Raw genomic sequence first — 14,645 nt, forward strand, 5'->3', positions numbered from 1 at the left:
GCCCCTAGGCGCCGAGCGTGGCGATCTGGATGGTGGCGGCAGACAGGATGCCGTTCACGTAGTTGGTCCACTCGTTGCTCGAGGAGCTGGCAGCCTGGGCGTACTGCTGGTAGGCCACGGAGTAGGCGATCTGGGCCTGGGCGTAGGTGGCGGAGTCGGGCGTCCAGGTCTCGTCCTTGAGGGCCTCGTAGTACGGGCCGTCCGTGCGGGCCCAGGTGTTGCTCGAGGAGTCCCACTCGTCACCGAGCAGGCCCACGATGTAGGCGCCGTATTCGGCCGTGGCAGCGTCCTGGTTGTCCTCCGCCGGGGCGGTGGGGGCGTCCGGCATGGTGCCGGCGTCCGTGGAGCACACCTGCTGCTTGAGCTTGTACATCGCGGCGCTCTGGCGGATAGTCTGCTTGGCCTGGTCCTCCGTGAGCCCGTACTGGGAGGCGATGGAGGAGATGTCGGAGGAGCCCAGGATCTGCTCGGCGTAGGTGCCCAGCTCGTCGTCGGAGACGGTGATTCCCTCGTCTGCGGCAACCTGCGCGAGAATCTTGTTGCGGGCCACGGCGAGCGCGGAGTCGGCGTTGGGCAGCGTGTAGTTGCCGCCGCCGTCCTTCACGGCGTCAAGCGAGCTCTGGGACTCGATGGCGTCGCGCACGGTGACGTTCTCGGTCTTGCCCTTGTACGTGTAGGTGGCGATGACCTGGTCCAGGTCGCCCTCCGCCACGGTCGTCTTGCCGGAGAACGACGCCGAGAGGGCGCTGCCACCCAGCACGAAGTGGCCGAGAAGCACGCCCACGATAAGCGCCACCACGACCGCCGCGGCAACGACGGGCATGCCCAGCTGCCTGGGCGAGGACGTGCGGGCGCCCTCATCGCTCTGCTTGTTTGCCATACGAGAAACTCCCTGCTCAATCATGCGACCGGACGCCCGTGAGCGCCCGGTCGCGACTCCCTTATTGCGCTTTAGTCTACCCCCGCCGGGCCTAGGCGAGCGCGCTCACCGCGCTCGCGACGGCAGCTCCATAGGCGCGCGTGCCCACGGCACCATCCGCGCTGCCAGTGAGCTGTCGGCGAATGTCTGCCGTGACCTGATCGCCGGCCTGCAGCGTGGAGCGCACGGCCGCGCGGATTCTCGCCGCCGCCTGCCCCTCACCGAGGTGGTCGAGCATCATGGCAGCGGACAGGATCATGGCCGTGGGGTTGGCGAGGTCCTTGCCCGCGATGTCGGGCGCGCTGCCGTGCGTGGCCTCGAAGATGGCCTGGTTGGCACCAATGTTGGCGCCCGGCGCCAGGCCCAGGCCTCCCACGAGCCCCGCGCACAGATCGCTCACGATGTCGCCGTACAGGTTGGGCAGCACCAGGACGTCGAAGTCGTTCGGGTTCTGCACGAGCCCCATGCACGTGGCGTCCACGATCTTGGCGTCGAAGGCGATGTCGGGGTAGTCCTCGGCGACGCGCTGGGCCGTGTGCAGGAACAGCCCGTCCGTGCACTTCATGATGTTGGCCTTGTGCACCGCCGTGACCTTGTGGCGGCCGTTGGCGCGGGCGTAGTCGAACGCGTAGCGCACGATGCGCTCCGAGCCGCTCACGCTGATGGGCTTGAGCGAGATGGCGGAGTCGGGCTTGATGGTGCCGGCGCCGGCGGAGGCGACCGTCTCCATGATGGAGTGCGCGCCGTCGCTGCCCTGCTCGAACTCGATGCCCGCGTAGAGGTCCTCGGTGTTCTCGCGCACGATGACGAGGTCCACGTCCTCGTAGCGGCTGCCGTCGCCGGGCATGGAGGTGCAGGGGCGCACGCAGGCGTACAGGTCGAACGCCCGGCGCAGCGCCACGTTGACGCTGCGGAAGCCCGAGCCCACCGGCGTGGTGACGGGGCCCTTGATGGCCGTGCCCGTCTCGCGCACGGAGTCCAGGACGCGCTCGGGCAGCGGCGTGCCCTCCTCGTCCATGACCTTGGCGCCGGCCTGCTGGACGTGCCAGTCGATTCCCACGCCCGTGGCCTCCACGACCTCGCGCATGGCGGCCGAGATCTCCGGGCCGATGCCGTCTCCTGGAATGAGCGTTACCTGGTGGCGCATGCCGTCCCCCTTCTCGCGTATGTGGTGTCGAGATTGTACGCACGGCCGCGCGCGCCCGCAGGCCTCGCGCCCGCGGGCGTCACGCGACGGAAACGAACGCTACTTGCCGGCCTCCACGGCGTCGGCGATCTTTGCCGAGCAGGTCTTGACGTAGCCGCGGCCACCCGTGACGTCAAAGCTGATGCGCTCGACGAGCGCCTGCTTGGAGGCGTCGCTTGCGTTTCCCTCGGCAAACTCAAGCAGGCTGTCAAGCATGTCGCGGTAGCCAAGGTCTCCGTGGAAGCACTGGATGGCCTCGTCAAGCAGCGGCCAGACCTTGTCGGACAGCTCCGGGGAGGAGGCGCCCAGGCGCGCGAGCAGGCGGAAGGCCTCGATGCGCACGCGGCTCGAGTTCTCGTCGAACAGCGAGGCCTCGGCGCCCTCGTAGGCCTGCGCGGCCAGCTCCGGGTGGCTCGTGGCGACCTCGCGCAGGGCGCCGAGCGCCTCCCAGCGCGTCTGGGCCTCGGGGCGGTACAGGGCGTCGACGAGCGCCTCGGTGACGCGCTCGACGTCGGGCTCGAGGCGGTCGGCGTGCTCGCGGGCCATCTCGGCCAGCGTCGAGGCGGCCTCCTGGCGCGTGCGGCGCACGGGGCCTGCGAGCTCGTCGATGAGACGGTCGACGATGGTGATGACGCCCTCGCCGAGCTTCCTGCGCTGAGGCGTGTTGTTCTCCTCGGTCATGTGTTCTTCTCCCTTACTCGCAAAAACCGTCGACAACGGCCGTGCCGCTGCGCTGGTCGTTATGGATCTTGATGAGCCCCAGGCTCGAGGCCTCGTTGAGCAGCGCCGTGAACGAGCGGAACCCGTACGTGCGCTCCGAGAACTGGGGCTGCTTGCGGCGCATGGCCCCCTTGAGCAGGGACGCCAGGATGAAGCCGTCCGTCTCGCGCTGCAGGGCGTCGATCGTCTCGAGCAGCAGCTTGTAGCAGGGGCGCTTCTCGGCCGTCACGCGGCTCTCGTACTCGGGGATGCCGCCGGGCGAGACGATGTCCTCGTAGAAGATGAACTCGTCGCACACCTCGGCGAGCAGCGAGCTCGTGGACTCGCGCATGCCGACGCCGATGACGGTCTTGTCGAACTCGCGCAGCTTGGAGACGAGCGGCGAAAAGTCCGAGTCCCCCGACAGGATCGCGAACGTGTCGATGTGGGTCTTGGTGAGGCACATCTCCATCGCGTCCACCGACAGGCGGATGTCGGCCGAATTCTTGCCCGTGTGCGCGCGGTCCGGGATCTCGATGAGCTCGACGCCCAGCTCGTGCAGCGGCGTCACGGCGCCCTCGAAGCGCTGCCAGTCGCAGTAGGCGCGCTTGGCCACGATGCGGCCCTTGTCGACGAGACGCGCCAGTATCGCCTTGACGTCGGGCGCGGGACCGGGCTGCTGATGGCCCCCGCGCCGGCGCTTGCCCGTCCCAAGCGCCAGGTTCTCGTAGTCTATGAGCACCGCGATCGTTCCCTGCGGCGCCCCGTTCTGGTTCATGTCCTGCATTGCGTTACTTGCCCTCTGCACTCTTGCCCTGCTTGTCCTCGCGCGCATCCGCCACGCTCATGAGCTCGGGCTCGGCGGCGCCGGTCCTGGCGCGCTTGGCGGCGGCCCTCCTCGCGCGAGCACGCTCGCGGTCGCGCTGGCGGGCGGCGGGCGTCATGAGGCGGTCCACGAACTTCCAGGGGCCCACCGACTCACCGTAGCCAAACTTGAGGCCGGCCACGGCGCCCGCGACGGCGCCGAAGGCGAACATGCCGAGCACGACGTAGCCCGTGGCCCACACGACCATGAACAGCAGCGAGCCCGCAAGGATGGCGACGACGTTGGCCGTGGCGTAGCGCGCGGTGTTCTCGCAGCGCGCGCCCGCCTCGTCGCCGAGGTGAAAGCCCACGACGATGCCGAACACCGCGAACAGCAGGCTCACGACCGTGATGGCGAATCCGTCACTCACGCGCTATCCCTCGCAGCCGCATCCGTCGTGGCCGCCGCAGCACTCGTGGCCCTCGCCGTGGTCATGGCCACCGCAGCAGCCGTCGCCGTGGCCGCCGCAGCACTCGTGGCTCTCGTCGTGATCGTGGCCGCCGCAGCACTCGTGGCCCGCGCCGTGACCGCCGCAGCCGCAGCCGTCGTGGCCATCCGGCTCGAACTGGCTCACGTCAAGGCGGCTCCAGTCGAGGCCAGCCGCCGCGGCATCGGCCTGCTCGGCGTACAGCAGGCTAATGGCCTGGGTACCGAGGCGCTCACCGCCGATCTGGCAGAGCATGTCGTAGAGCGTGAAGGCCGTCTCGGCACCGGGCAGCGTGATCTCGAGGTCCTCGGACTGCTCGATGGCAAGGCGCAGGTCCTTGCGGAAGTGCTCGACGAGGAAACCCGGCTTGTAGTCGCCCGCGAGCGCCTTGGGGCCAAGGCCCGCGAGCGCGCGGGAGCCGCCCATGCCGGCGCCCACCATGTCGAGCATGCGCGCGGCGTCAAGGCCACCCTGCTGCGCGAGGGCGAGGGCGTCTGCCATGCCCACCATGCAGCCGGCGAGCGACACCTGGTTGCAGAGCTTGGCCGTCTGGCCCTTGCCGGCGCCGTCGAAGTAGCACACCTTGGACGAGAACGTCTCGAGCACGGGCAGGATGGGGGCGGCGTCGGCCTCGGTGCAGCCGAGGATGAGCGTGAGCGTGCCGTCGACGGCACCCTGCTCGCCACCGGTCACGGGGCAGTCGACGGCGTGCTTGTCCTCGACCTCGGCCGCGTCGTGGATGTCGCGGGCGAGCTGGGCCGAGGACGTCGTGAGGTCAACGAGCCAGGCACCGGTCTTGGCCGCACGGACCAGGCCGTCGGTGGACAGGTAGACGTCCTCGACGTCGGAGGGGTAGCCAAGCATCGTGAACACGACGTCGGCGTCGCGGGCGGCATCTGCCGGGCTGCCCGCCCACGTGGCGCCACGTGCGACGAGGGCGTCTGCCTTGGACTTGGTGCGGTTGTAGACCGTGAGCTCGTAGCCGGCGTCCATGATGTGGCCGGCGATGGGCGCTCCCATGATGCCGGTGCCGATGAACGCGACCTTGGGCTTGGCGGCTGTGGTCATGTGATTCCCTTCTGTGCATGCTGCCGTCACGGGCGCCTGTCCCGTGGCGGCAGACCCAGCTTGTGGGTGCTTGCGGTTACTTGTTTGCGCGGACGCGGCGCGCGATGCGGTCCGTGAACGAGAGCGTCTCGCGACGGTCCTTGCCCCAGAAGGCGACGGCCACCATGCCCGGGCCCACGTGCGCGCCGATGACGGGAGACACGGAGCTGTGGATGATGGGGATGTCCTGGCAGCCCGGCTCCTTGCGGAGCTGGTCCTCGAGCCAGCGGGCGTCCTTCTCGGCGTCTGAGTCCACGATGCCGATGGGCATGTGCGTCACGACGCCGTCCGTCCCGATGTAGTTCTCCTTGAAGTCCGCGAGGATGGCGCGCAGGGCCTTCTTGCGGCCGCGGCACATGCCGCGCAGCGTGAGGGCGCCATTGATGTCATAGGACAGCTCGGGCTTGATGTCGAGCTTGCCGCCCACCTGGGCGGCCGCGGGAGGGATGCGACCGCCGCGGGCCAGGGCGTCGAACGAGTCGAGCGTGAAGTAGCCCTGGATGTAGTAGCGGGCCTCCTCCACCCACTCGACGAGCTCGGCGGCCGAAAGGCCGTTGCCCACCTGGCGGACCGCCTCGATGGCGAGCAGCTCGGCGGCGGCAGACGGGCACAGGTTGTCCACGACGTAGATCTCGTAGCCCGGGTGGGACTCTCGGACCATGTCGGCCGCCTGGCGCGCGGCGTCGACGCTCGAGGACAGCCCGCGCGTGAAGGAGAGGTAGACGGCAGGCACGCCGGAGGCGGCGCAGCGCTCGAAGACCTCGAGGTAGTGGCCGGGCGTCACGGCAGAGGTCGTGGCGTGCTCGCCGTTGCGCATGCGCTCGTAGAACTCGTGCGGCGTCATGGAGTGCCACAGGTCGTCCGCGTGCTCGCCGTCGGCCATCACGAACGGGAAGTGGATGACCTCCACGCCCAGGGCGCGGGCCACCTCGGGGGCAAAGTCCGCGCACGAGTCAACGATGATGCGGCATTGGCCGTCACGTCGGTAGCTCGCGCCCGCCTCGGCGACGGTGGGCTCGGCGCAAGCCGCCTCGCACGTGCCGCCTTCGCACGCGACGGCCGCGGGCTCCGAGGAACCCGCGGCCTGGATGTTCGAGTTGTCGTTGGAATCGCTAGTCATCTGGCTCCTCAATCTTGGGCTTGATGATTCCGTATCCGCCGTTCTTGCGGCGGTAGATGACGTTCACGAGGCCGGTCGTGGCGTTCGTGAACACGTAGAAGTCGTGTCCGATGAGGTCCGTCTGGACGAGGGCCTCCTCCTCGGTCATGGGCGGAAGGTCGATGACCTTCTCGCGCACGAGCTCGTCGTCCTCCTCCGGGGCGTCGATGAGGTCGGCGAGGTCTGCGGACGTGGGCGCCACGGGCAGGCCCTGCGTGCGCTGGCGGCGGTCGATGACGCGGGTCTTGAACTTGCGCAGCTGGCGCGTGACCTTGTCAGAGGCGATGTCGATCGCGGCGTACATGTCGGGGTCAGCGGACTCGACGCGCACCACGTTGTCACGCACGCGGACCGTGACCTCGCACACCGCAGCCTCGGGGTTCGAGCGGTTCTTCTCGACGCGCAGGACGACGTCGCACGTCATTGGCTGAATGTCGAACACCTCGAGCGCTCCGCCGATCTTCTCGTCAACGTAGCTGCGAAGGGCATCGGTGACCGTAACCTTGCGCCCAGAAACCTTGATATCCATTCGTGCCTCCAACCGTCGTGCCCAACACGCCCTTGCTGGAGCGGCCGCTCGCGGATCCTTTGCCTCGCGGGGCGGCTTCCCCTGTACTGCACTGGTACCCAAACCCCGTCCCTCGCGTCATGGGAATCGAGAATAACCAGTTACCGATTCACCCCTTCCATTCCGGGACGAATCGGCTCCGGGCAAGGGAAACGCTAGCCGGCGATGTCGGCGGCGTTCGTGCCGGCCGTCGAGCCGTCCTGGACGCCCGAGGCCGCGCCCTCCACCTCGGTGGTGTCAGACGTTGCCCCCTCGACCGTTCCCGCGGAGACCTCGATGCCCGAGACCTGCGAGGCGTCACCGAGCGGGGTGAGGCCGCCCAGCCATCTCGAGCGGACGACGTCGCTCACGCCGTCGGACGTGACCTTGTCGACGGCGGCCTTCACGGCCGACTGCAGCTCCGTGTTCGTGGCGGCGACGCCTACGCCAACGGACTGCGGCACGTTAAGGGAGCCGCAGAAGGCGATGTCACCGTAGCCTGCCTGCAGGTAGGCCCCGGAGAAGGCGTCGCACAGCACGTAGTCGACGATCCCCTGCTCGAGAGCGTCGAACGCATCGTTGAGGTTCTCGAAGGACTCCTGCCTGGCCTCGAGGTCGCTGCGCTTGAGCAGCTGCTGGGAGGCGGAGCCGTCCTGAACGCCGATGGTCTTGCCGACGAGGTCCTCCTTGGCCGCGACCTGCTCGGAGCCCTTGTGGAAGAACCCCACGGCATCCTCCGCGTAGGCACCCACGACCGTGACGCCGCCCGTGCTGGAGGCGCTTGCGCCCATGACGACGTCGCACGTCTGGCCAAGGGCCTGCGAGGCGTTCGAGACGCTCACGAACTCGACCTGAAGCCCGAGCTCGTCGGCGACGGCGCAGGCCATGTCGATGTCATAGCCCTGCATCGACCCATCGTGGGACGTGAGGCACCTCGGTGCGCTCGCCGAGGTGTCGAGGCCCACGGTGAGCGTGCCGCCCTTGATGATGGTGGGCGCCGAGAGCTGCGGCTGGACGGCGGCCGCCTGCTTGGCGCGCGCCTCGGCCACGCTGGGGGTGCCGAACGTCTGCTGGAGCGCCGAAACGGGGTTCGAGCAGCCGGCGAGCGAGACGGCCGCCGCCGCGGAGAGGAGTGCGACGCCACAGCGTCCGAGCGTCTTGTTGCGTGTCATCGAGTCTCCTCGCCTTTTTTTCGATTCGGGCGCCCACGCGCCCGTCGAGGCCCTCCGGGGAGCGCCTTGCCTTCGGTGTGTCTCGTTCAGCTGACCTGGTATTTGACCCCACACTCGCGCACGGGGACGGTCGCAGCACTCCGCCGCGGCGGCGCCACTACTGGCCCTCTCGCCCGCGGGGCCTTTTGCCCCTGGCTGAACGGACGGTGCGGCTTACTTCTAGGACGAGCCATGCTCGCTCGGACGCGCACGCCCGAACTTACGTGGATCCCTTGGCCCTCGTCTGGCATGGACTTGGGGAGGCTGTTGGCATAGCCAACGAGGTGGGCGCACGGATGCGGCGTCTTTGCCGCGCACGCGAACTCGCCTCACCACCCCGCAACCACAGACCTGAATGAGACCTTCCGATTATAGCAGCTCTTTGATGTTGAGCTTATGTAGCAGCGATGATGCGCCCCCTGTGCCCGTCGGCGAGCGCGGACGAATGGGCGTTTGGCACCCTTGGGCCGCCTCACCAGGTTCGGGCAAGGGCGCAGGCCGTGACGCTCTCGGCGCCGTGGGCGAGAAGGTCGCGGGCACAGGCGCGAACCGAGGCGCCCGTCGTCACGACGTCGTCAACGAGCAGAAGCGAGCAGCCCGTGACGTCACCCACGACGCGCGTGGAGGACGCCGCGTTCGCAAGGCGCTCCTCGCGGCCGAGCCTTCGCTGGTCTCGCGCCTCGGGGCGGGCGAGAACGTCGGCAAGCGGCAGGCCCAGCATGCCGGAAAGCGAGCGCGAGACGCCCTCCATGTGGTCGAAGCCGCGCCGCGCGTAGGCGGCCGGCGTCGCGGGAACGAAGCACACGGCATCGAGCTCGGACGCGTCAAAGCGAGCCGCGCCGTCGGCGGCCGGCCACGCGGACGCCTCGTCGAGCGCCACGGCCATGGCCGCGGCGAGGACGGGCGCAAGCCTGCGCTCCCCCGCGTCCTTGTACGAGAGCACGAGCGAGCGTCCCACGCCCTCGAGCGGCAGCGCGCACACGCAGGCGCGCGTCTCCCACAGCTCGCCTCGCGAGGCGCCGCACTCGGTGCACGAGACCCACCCGAACGGGGCGCCGCAGTTGGGACAGGCCCATCGCTGGGAGAACCACGGCAGGTGGCTGCGACACGTCTCGCACAGAAGCTCGCCGGGGGCGTCGCACAGCACGCAGCGCGTGGGCCACGCGAGCTCCGCCGCGGCGGCGGCCACGCGCGAGGCAAGCGACCAGACGCCCCCGGGAGCAGACAGGCCCGCCCCGGTTGGCCCGTCCTTTGGCTCATTGGCAATAGGCACAGAAATCCCCTCCACGCCACGAGGGCGCGAAGGGGATGGTCGCTCGATTGATGCGATTCTAGCGGCACCGGCACCCGGCCGGCAAAGCAAGCCCGCAAGCGGACCGGCAGATGACCCTAGCGGTCCTGTCCGGCGGCAGCGGTGCGGATGAGGCCGTCAAGCACGTCGGCGAGGGCTCGGCCGGACGCCTTCATCATCTCGGGGAAGCGCGAGTAGCGCGTGAGGCCCGGAATCGTGTTGACCTCGTTGAGCACGACCTCGCCCGCGGGCGTCACGAACAGGTCCACGCGCGCGAAGCCCGAGCAGCACAGCGCGCGATACACCGCGAAGCCCGTCTCGCGCACGCAGGCCATCTCGTCGTCGGAGATCTGGGCGGGGCAGCGCAGCGAGGAGTTCTTGGAGCTCGCGGCGGCACCGGCCGTCTGGTCCTGGTGGATGTGGAAGAAGCCGCCGTCGGTCACGACCGTCTCGTCCACGACGCCCATCTCAAGCTTGCCGGACGCATCGCCCGTGATGGCGCAGCCCACCTCGGTGCCCTCGATGGCCTCCTCCACGGAGACCTTGGGATCGAGCGCGAAGGCCACCTCGAGGGCATGGGCCATCTCGGAGGCGTCGGCGACCTTGGAGACGCCGTAGGAGGAGCCGCCGCGCGTGGGCTTCACGAACACGGGGTAGCCGCCGCAGGCCTCAACGGCCGCACGCATGTCCGCCTCGGTGGCACCGCGGTAGAGCACCTCGCACTTGGGCACGCGGATGCCAGAGGCCGCGGCCAGGCGGTGCGAGGCGTCCTTGTCCATGCACACGGCGCTCGACAGCACGCCGCAGCCCACGTAGGGCACGCCCGCGCTCTCGAGCAGGGCCTGCGTGATGCCGTCCTCGCCGCCCTGGCCGTGAAGCACGGGAAGCGCCACGTCCACGGCGATGCGGCAGAGCGTGCCGTCGGCCTCGTGGCGGAACAGGCCATCTCCCGGCACGACGACGACGGGGCACACGTCATGGGAGGCCCAGGCGTCGCCCTCGCGGACGTCGGCTGCGTCACCGGTGTAGTTGAGCCACGTTCCCTCGCGCGTGATGCCGATGAGCGCGAGGTCGTAGCCGCGACCGTCGAGCTCGGAGAGGACGTTGGTGGCGGAGCGCAGCGAGATGTCGTGCTCGCTCGAGGTGCCGCCGAACAGGATGGCGACGCGTAGGTTGTTGCTCATGGGTGCTCCCATCGTGTGCATGCGTTTGGTCAACCGATTTATCGTAGCAGCCCACGCGGTCGCGGGCGCCATCCTCTTCCGCAGCCGGCGAGCGCGCCTACAGCGAGAAGAGGCGGCGGGCGTTGTTCCAGAGGGAGGCGTAGGTCTCGTCAGGCGTCGACACGCCGGCCTCGTCGCGGACGTCGGCCAGGCAGCGGGCCGTGAAGGCCACCATGGCCGGCTCGCACTCCTCGCCCCGCACGGGGACGGGGGCCATGTAGGGGCTGTCCGTCTCGGTCACGATCTGGGCAAGCGGGCACGCCGCCGCGGCGTCGCGAATGTCATCGCTCTTGTTGAACGTGGCGGCACCGCCGAATGCCACGGTGCAGCCGAGCTCCACGAACGGCGAGAGGACCTCGGGCCCGGACGTGAAGCAGTGGACGTCGCAGCCCGCGGGCGGCACGCCCACCTCGGCGAGCAGCGCCGCGGCCTGGGCATGGGCCGTGGCGTGCGCGTCGTCCGCGGCGTCGCGGATGTGCAGCTCCACGGGAAGGCCGAGCTCGTGGGCCATGAGCAGCTGGCGACGGAACACGTCGAGCTGGCAGTCTGGCTCCACCTCGTTGTAGGGGCCGTAGTCCAGGCCTATCTCGCCCACGCCCACGCAGCGCTCGGCGCTAAGCAGCTCGCGCATGCGCGCCTCGCACGCCTCGTTGAACGCAGGCGCGCCGTACGGATGGACGCCCGCAACAAAGCGCAGGTCAAGCGGCATGTCAGGCGTGGCGCCGCCCAGCAGCTCCCACCCGGAGAACTCGGGCGGCACAAGGCCCGCCTCGGCAAACTCGCCGAGAAGCTCGCCGGCGATCCGGTGCGCCTCGTCCAAGAATGCGATGAGCTCGGCCGGGGTGCGGGACGGCATGTCGTCCGTGGGGTCGAGCCCGCAGTCCCCCACCGGGTCGATGGGCACCACGAGCAGCCGCACGCCGGCAATCGCCGCACGCGCCACGGCAAGCGCCGGGTCATGGCTGCGCAGCACCGTGAGGTGGCCGTGCGTGTCGGCAAGCGGCGCGAGCGGCGGCGGGCAGGGGCGCGCCTTGCCCTTCTTGGTGTGGAACAGCTCGCCGTCCTCGAGCGTGAGGGCATCCGCGATGAGCTGCGTGGCGTGACTCACTTCCCGGCACCTCCCGCGCTGAAGCGCACGGGCAGGTCTGCCGGGATGGCCTCGGCGGCGGCGAGCGCGGAGGCAAGGCGGACGAAGTCCTCGCAGGCAAGCGTCTCGGCGCGCGCCGTGGGCGAGACGTCCGCGGCCACAAACGCCTCGTCGAGCGCGGCCTTCTCGAAGCCGCGGGCGGCCATGGAGTTGCGGATCGTCTTGCGGCGCTGGGCGAACGCGGCGTCGGTCACGGCGGCCGTGGCGGCAAGGCGCTCGGGCCCAAGCGCGGCGCCCGTCTCGGGATCGGCCACGCTCGCGCGCTCGATGCGCACGACGGCCGAGTTCACATGGGGCGCGGGCATGAAGCACGTGGGCGGCACCTCAAAGCGGCCCGTCACGCGGCCATAGAGGTTGAGCTTGGCCGTGTAGGCGCCGTAGGCCTTGGAGCCGGGCGCGGCGCAGATGCGGTCTGCGACCTCGGCCTGCACCATGACCACGGCCGCCGCCAGCGAGGGGTGCTCGGCCAGGTACTTGAGGATGATCGTGGCCGCGACGTTGTAGGGCAGGTTGGCCACGAGGATGTTGGGCTCAACGCGAATCTTCGCGTCTCCCTCCCCCACACCGGCGGCGCACACGCTCTCCCAGCTCACCTTGAGGGCGTCGCCCATGACGTAGGCAAACGAGGGGAACTCGTGCGCGAGGTCTGCGAGCACGGGCTCGAGCGTGTGGTCGGCCTCGATGGAGACAACCGAGCCCGCGTGCGGCAGCATGCCAAGCGTGAGGGTGCCGATGCCGGGGCCCACCTCCACGACGTGGCTGTCCTCGTCCAGGCGAGCCAGGTCGAGAATGCGGGCGATGACGTGATCGTCCACGAGGAAGTTCTGGCCCAGGCGGTGCTTCGTGGCCAGGCCAAAGCGCTCGAGCATCTCGCGCGTGGCGGTTGGGTTTGCGAGGGGCGACGCGGGCATGTGGCTCCTTTCGATACTCGCGATACGAAGGCGTCCCAAAGGGGTCTGACCCCTTTGGGACGTGAGACGTGGGATACGCCGTGCCCATAGGCCTTTGACACCTTGGGGCACGCCTTTGGGACGCTAGTTCTTCTTGGCCTCGAGGCGGGGGAACAGCGGGTCGCCCTTCTCGACGGGCTTGTTGCCCTCAAAGCGGCCCCACGCGCACATGGCGGCGAGGTCGTCGGTGCCGGTCTCGGCCTCGCAGGCGATGCGGCGCAGTGCCTCGGCGCTCGTCTGGGGCATGAACGGGGCGAGCAGGTGAGCGGAGATGCGGATGGCCTCGAGCAGGTTGTAGATCACGAAGGCGAGCTCGTCGGCCTTCTCGGGATTCTTGGCGAGTGCCCAGGGCTCGGAGTCCTCGATGTAATGGTTGGCGGCGTGGATGAGCTCCATGGCCTCGTCCTTGGCGCCGGTGTAGTCGAGCACCTCCATGCGCGCGGAGTAGCGCGCAAAGATGCCCTCGGCCGCGTCTGCCAGCGGGTTTGCGAACGCGTGGGCGTCTGCGGGACGTGCCGGGGAGCCGCCGTCGAAGTACTTCATGCTCATGTTCACCGAGCGGCTGATGAGGTTGCCCCAGCTGTTGGCGAGGTCGGCGTTGTAGACCTGCTCCATGCGCTCGAAGCTGATGGCGCCGTCCATGCCGGGCGTGACGTCGGTCATGAAGTAGTAGCGGTAGCCCTCGACGCCGAGAAGGTCGATGACGTCGGCCGGCGCGATGGCGTTGCCGCGGCTCTTGCTCATCTTCTCCGCGGCGCCCGTCTCGGCGTTGCGCACGGTGAGGAAACCGTGGGCAAAGACGTGCTCGGGCAGGGCCTCGCCGATGGCCATGAGCATGGCCGGCCAGATGACGCAGTGGAAGCGGATGATGTCCTTGCCCACGATGTGGAGGTTGGCGGGCCAGCGGTAGGCGAGCTCGGCGGCGGCCTCGGGCGTGTCGACGCCGTAGCCCACGGCCGTCATGTAGTTGAGCAGGGCGTCGAACCACACGTAGGTGACGTGGCCGTCGTCGAAGGGCACGGGGATGCCCCAGTCAAAGCTCGTGCGCGAGACGGACAGGTCGTTCAGGCCGCCTTCGACGAAGGAGCGCACCTCGTTCATGCGGAAGTCCGGCTGGACGAAGTCGGGGTGCTCGTCATAGAGCTTGAGGAGCCTGTCCTGGAACGCGGAGAGCTTGAAGAAGTAGCTCTCCTCCTTCACGCGCTCGAGCGGGCGGTGGCAGTCGGGGCAGAGGTGGGCACCGGGCGTGCCGTTCTCCTCGTCACCCTTCTCGACCTGGGTCTCGGTGAAGTAGGTCTCGTCGGGCACGCAGTACCAGCCGTCGTAGCTGCCCTTATAGAGATAGCCGGACTCCTTCATGCGCTCCCAGAGGTACTGCACGGCCTTGTACTGGCGCGGCTCGGTGGTGCGGATGAAGTCGTCGTTGGAAATCTCGAGCTTCTTCCAGAGGTCCTTGAAGTGCGGGGCCTGGGAGTCGGTCCACTCCTGCGGCGTCATGCCGTGCTTGGCAGCGGCCTCGGCGACCTTCTCGCCGTGCTCGTCCATGCCGGTGAGGAACTTGACGTTGTAGCCGGCGGCGCGACGGTAGCGCGCCTGGACGTCGGCGAGGATGGTTGAGTACGCGGTGCCCAGGTGTGGGTCGGCGTTGACGTAGTAGATGGGGGTGGTGACGAAGTACGAGGGCTTGTCTGCCATATGTGGAACCTCTTCTTGGGACGTGCGTCGGCAAATGGGCCGGCCGCAGGCGAATGAGCCGCGTGACATTGTATCGCGAGGGCGCCGTCGCGCGGCCCGAGAGCGTAAGGCTGCTCGCGGCCAATGGGGGGGGAGGGCATCTGAGCGTCCTCTCGTCTGAACGAGCAGCGACTGGGAGCCCTCCCCCTCATGCTATTACTCGCGCGATTTGGTCTACCA

Annotated in this window: 14 protein-coding genes; all 14 read right to left on the bottom strand. The window is 69.0% G+C overall.

Going from position 1 to position 14,645, the window contains the following annotated elements; translation table 11 throughout:
• Nucleotides 1-4 precede the first annotated feature (4 nt).
• The 14 genes from Pcatena_RS05865 to metG all read right to left on the bottom strand — a co-directional run bounded on the left by Pcatena_RS05865 (nt 5) and on the right by metG (nt 14,426).
• A complete protein-coding gene (locus tag Pcatena_RS05865) occupies nt 5-880 on the bottom strand; it encodes a hypothetical protein (RefSeq protein ID WP_126422496.1) in 876 nt (291 codons plus the stop codon).
• Nucleotides 881-971: 91 nt separating this feature from the next.
• Nucleotides 972-2,066, bottom strand: a complete 1,095-nt coding sequence (locus Pcatena_RS05870) for an isocitrate/isopropylmalate dehydrogenase family protein (protein ID WP_126422498.1) — start codon at nt 2,064-2,066, stop codon at nt 972-974.
• Nucleotides 2,067-2,165: 99 nt separating this feature from the next.
• Nucleotides 2,166-2,786: a HEAT repeat domain-containing protein gene (locus tag Pcatena_RS05875; RefSeq protein WP_232619835.1), complete on the bottom strand. Its 621-nt coding sequence runs from the start codon at nt 2,784-2,786 to the stop codon at nt 2,166-2,168.
• A 13-nt stretch (nt 2,787-2,799) separates the two neighbouring features.
• Complete coding sequence (locus Pcatena_RS05880; protein ID WP_126422500.1) at nt 2,800-3,591, bottom strand: NYN domain-containing protein; 792 nt, start codon at nt 3,589-3,591, stop codon at nt 2,800-2,802.
• Between the two features lie 4 nt (nt 3,592-3,595).
• Nucleotides 3,596-4,039: a hypothetical protein gene (locus tag Pcatena_RS05885; protein ID WP_126422502.1), complete on the bottom strand. Its 444-nt coding sequence runs from the start codon at nt 4,037-4,039 to the stop codon at nt 3,596-3,598.
• Between the two features lie 3 nt (nt 4,040-4,042).
• A complete protein-coding gene (locus Pcatena_RS05890) occupies nt 4,043-5,164 on the bottom strand; it encodes an NAD(P)-dependent oxidoreductase (RefSeq protein ID WP_126422504.1) in 1,122 nt (373 codons plus the stop codon).
• Between the two features lie 76 nt (nt 5,165-5,240).
• A complete protein-coding gene (locus Pcatena_RS05895; protein ID WP_126422506.1) occupies nt 5,241-6,323 on the bottom strand; it encodes a DegV family protein in 1,083 nt (360 codons plus the stop codon).
• The gene (hpf, locus tag Pcatena_RS05900) at nt 6,316-6,891 is read right to left on the bottom strand and encodes a ribosome hibernation-promoting factor, HPF/YfiA family (protein ID WP_126422508.1); all 576 of its coding nucleotides are present in this window, start codon (nt 6,889-6,891) and stop codon (nt 6,316-6,318) included. The genes Pcatena_RS05895 and hpf overlap by 8 nt, the downstream gene beginning before the upstream one ends.
• Nucleotides 6,892-7,085: 194 nt before the next feature.
• A complete protein-coding gene (locus Pcatena_RS05905) occupies nt 7,086-8,081 on the bottom strand; it encodes a substrate-binding periplasmic protein (RefSeq protein WP_126422510.1) in 996 nt (331 codons plus the stop codon).
• Between the two features lie 511 nt (nt 8,082-8,592).
• Nucleotides 8,593-9,393, bottom strand: coding sequence for a ComF family protein (locus tag Pcatena_RS05910; protein WP_232619836.1), 801 nt, complete (start codon nt 9,391-9,393; stop codon nt 8,593-8,595).
• A gap of 116 nt (nt 9,394-9,509) precedes the next feature.
• Entirely contained in the window at nt 9,510-10,595 is a 1,086-nt protein-coding gene (locus tag Pcatena_RS05915; protein ID WP_172596393.1) for a D-alanine--D-alanine ligase family protein, read from the bottom strand.
• A gap of 97 nt (nt 10,596-10,692) precedes the next feature.
• Complete coding sequence (locus Pcatena_RS05920; protein ID WP_126422514.1) at nt 10,693-11,742, bottom strand: TatD family hydrolase; 1,050 nt, start codon at nt 11,740-11,742, stop codon at nt 10,693-10,695.
• Nucleotides 11,739-12,692 (bottom strand): 16S rRNA (adenine(1518)-N(6)/adenine(1519)-N(6))-dimethyltransferase RsmA, encoded by a 954-nt coding sequence (gene rsmA / locus Pcatena_RS05925; RefSeq protein WP_126422516.1) that lies wholly within the window; start codon nt 12,690-12,692, stop codon nt 11,739-11,741. The genes Pcatena_RS05920 and rsmA overlap by 4 nt, the downstream gene beginning before the upstream one ends.
• Nucleotides 12,693-12,815: 123 nt before the next feature.
• Nucleotides 12,816-14,426 (bottom strand): methionine--tRNA ligase, encoded by a 1,611-nt coding sequence (gene metG / locus Pcatena_RS05930; RefSeq protein ID WP_126422519.1) that lies wholly within the window; start codon nt 14,424-14,426, stop codon nt 12,816-12,818.
• Nucleotides 14,427-14,645: the final 219 nt, after the last annotated feature.

Origin of the sequence: Parolsenella catena (assembly GCF_003966955.1) — a bacterium.
GTDB classification, from domain to species: domain Bacteria; phylum Actinomycetota; class Coriobacteriia; order Coriobacteriales; family Atopobiaceae; genus Parolsenella; species Parolsenella catena.

Bases quoted from the DNA above. Each gene is read 5' to 3' on its own strand.
- Pcatena_RS05895 (WP_126422506.1), bottom strand. From the start codon at position 6,323: ATGACTAGCGATTCCAACGACAACTCGAACATCCAGGCCGCGGGTTCC.
- Pcatena_RS05915 (WP_172596393.1), bottom strand. From the start codon at position 10,595: ATGAGCAACAACCTACGCGTCGCCATCCTGTTCGGCGGCACCTCGAGC.
- Pcatena_RS05875 (WP_232619835.1), bottom strand. From the start codon at position 2,786: ATGACCGAGGAGAACAACACGCCTCAGCGCAGGAAGCTCGGCGAGGGC.
- Pcatena_RS05905 (WP_126422510.1), bottom strand. From the start codon at position 8,081: ATGACACGCAACAAGACGCTCGGACGCTGTGGCGTCGCACTCCTCTCC.
- metG (WP_126422519.1), bottom strand. From the start codon at position 14,426: ATGGCAGACAAGCCCTCGTACTTCGTCACCACCCCCATCTACTACGTC.
- Pcatena_RS05865 (WP_126422496.1), bottom strand. From the start codon at position 880: ATGGCAAACAAGCAGAGCGATGAGGGCGCCCGCACGTCCTCGCCCAGG.
- Pcatena_RS05890 (WP_126422504.1), bottom strand. From the start codon at position 5,164: ATGACCACAGCCGCCAAGCCCAAGGTCGCGTTCATCGGCACCGGCATC.
- Pcatena_RS05870 (WP_126422498.1), bottom strand. From the start codon at position 2,066: ATGCGCCACCAGGTAACGCTCATTCCAGGAGACGGCATCGGCCCGGAG.
- hpf (WP_126422508.1), bottom strand. From the start codon at position 6,891: ATGGATATCAAGGTTTCTGGGCGCAAGGTTACGGTCACCGATGCCCTT.
- Pcatena_RS05880 (WP_126422500.1), bottom strand. From the start codon at position 3,591: ATGCAGGACATGAACCAGAACGGGGCGCCGCAGGGAACGATCGCGGTG.
- rsmA (WP_126422516.1), bottom strand. From the start codon at position 12,692: ATGCCCGCGTCGCCCCTCGCAAACCCAACCGCCACGCGCGAGATGCTC.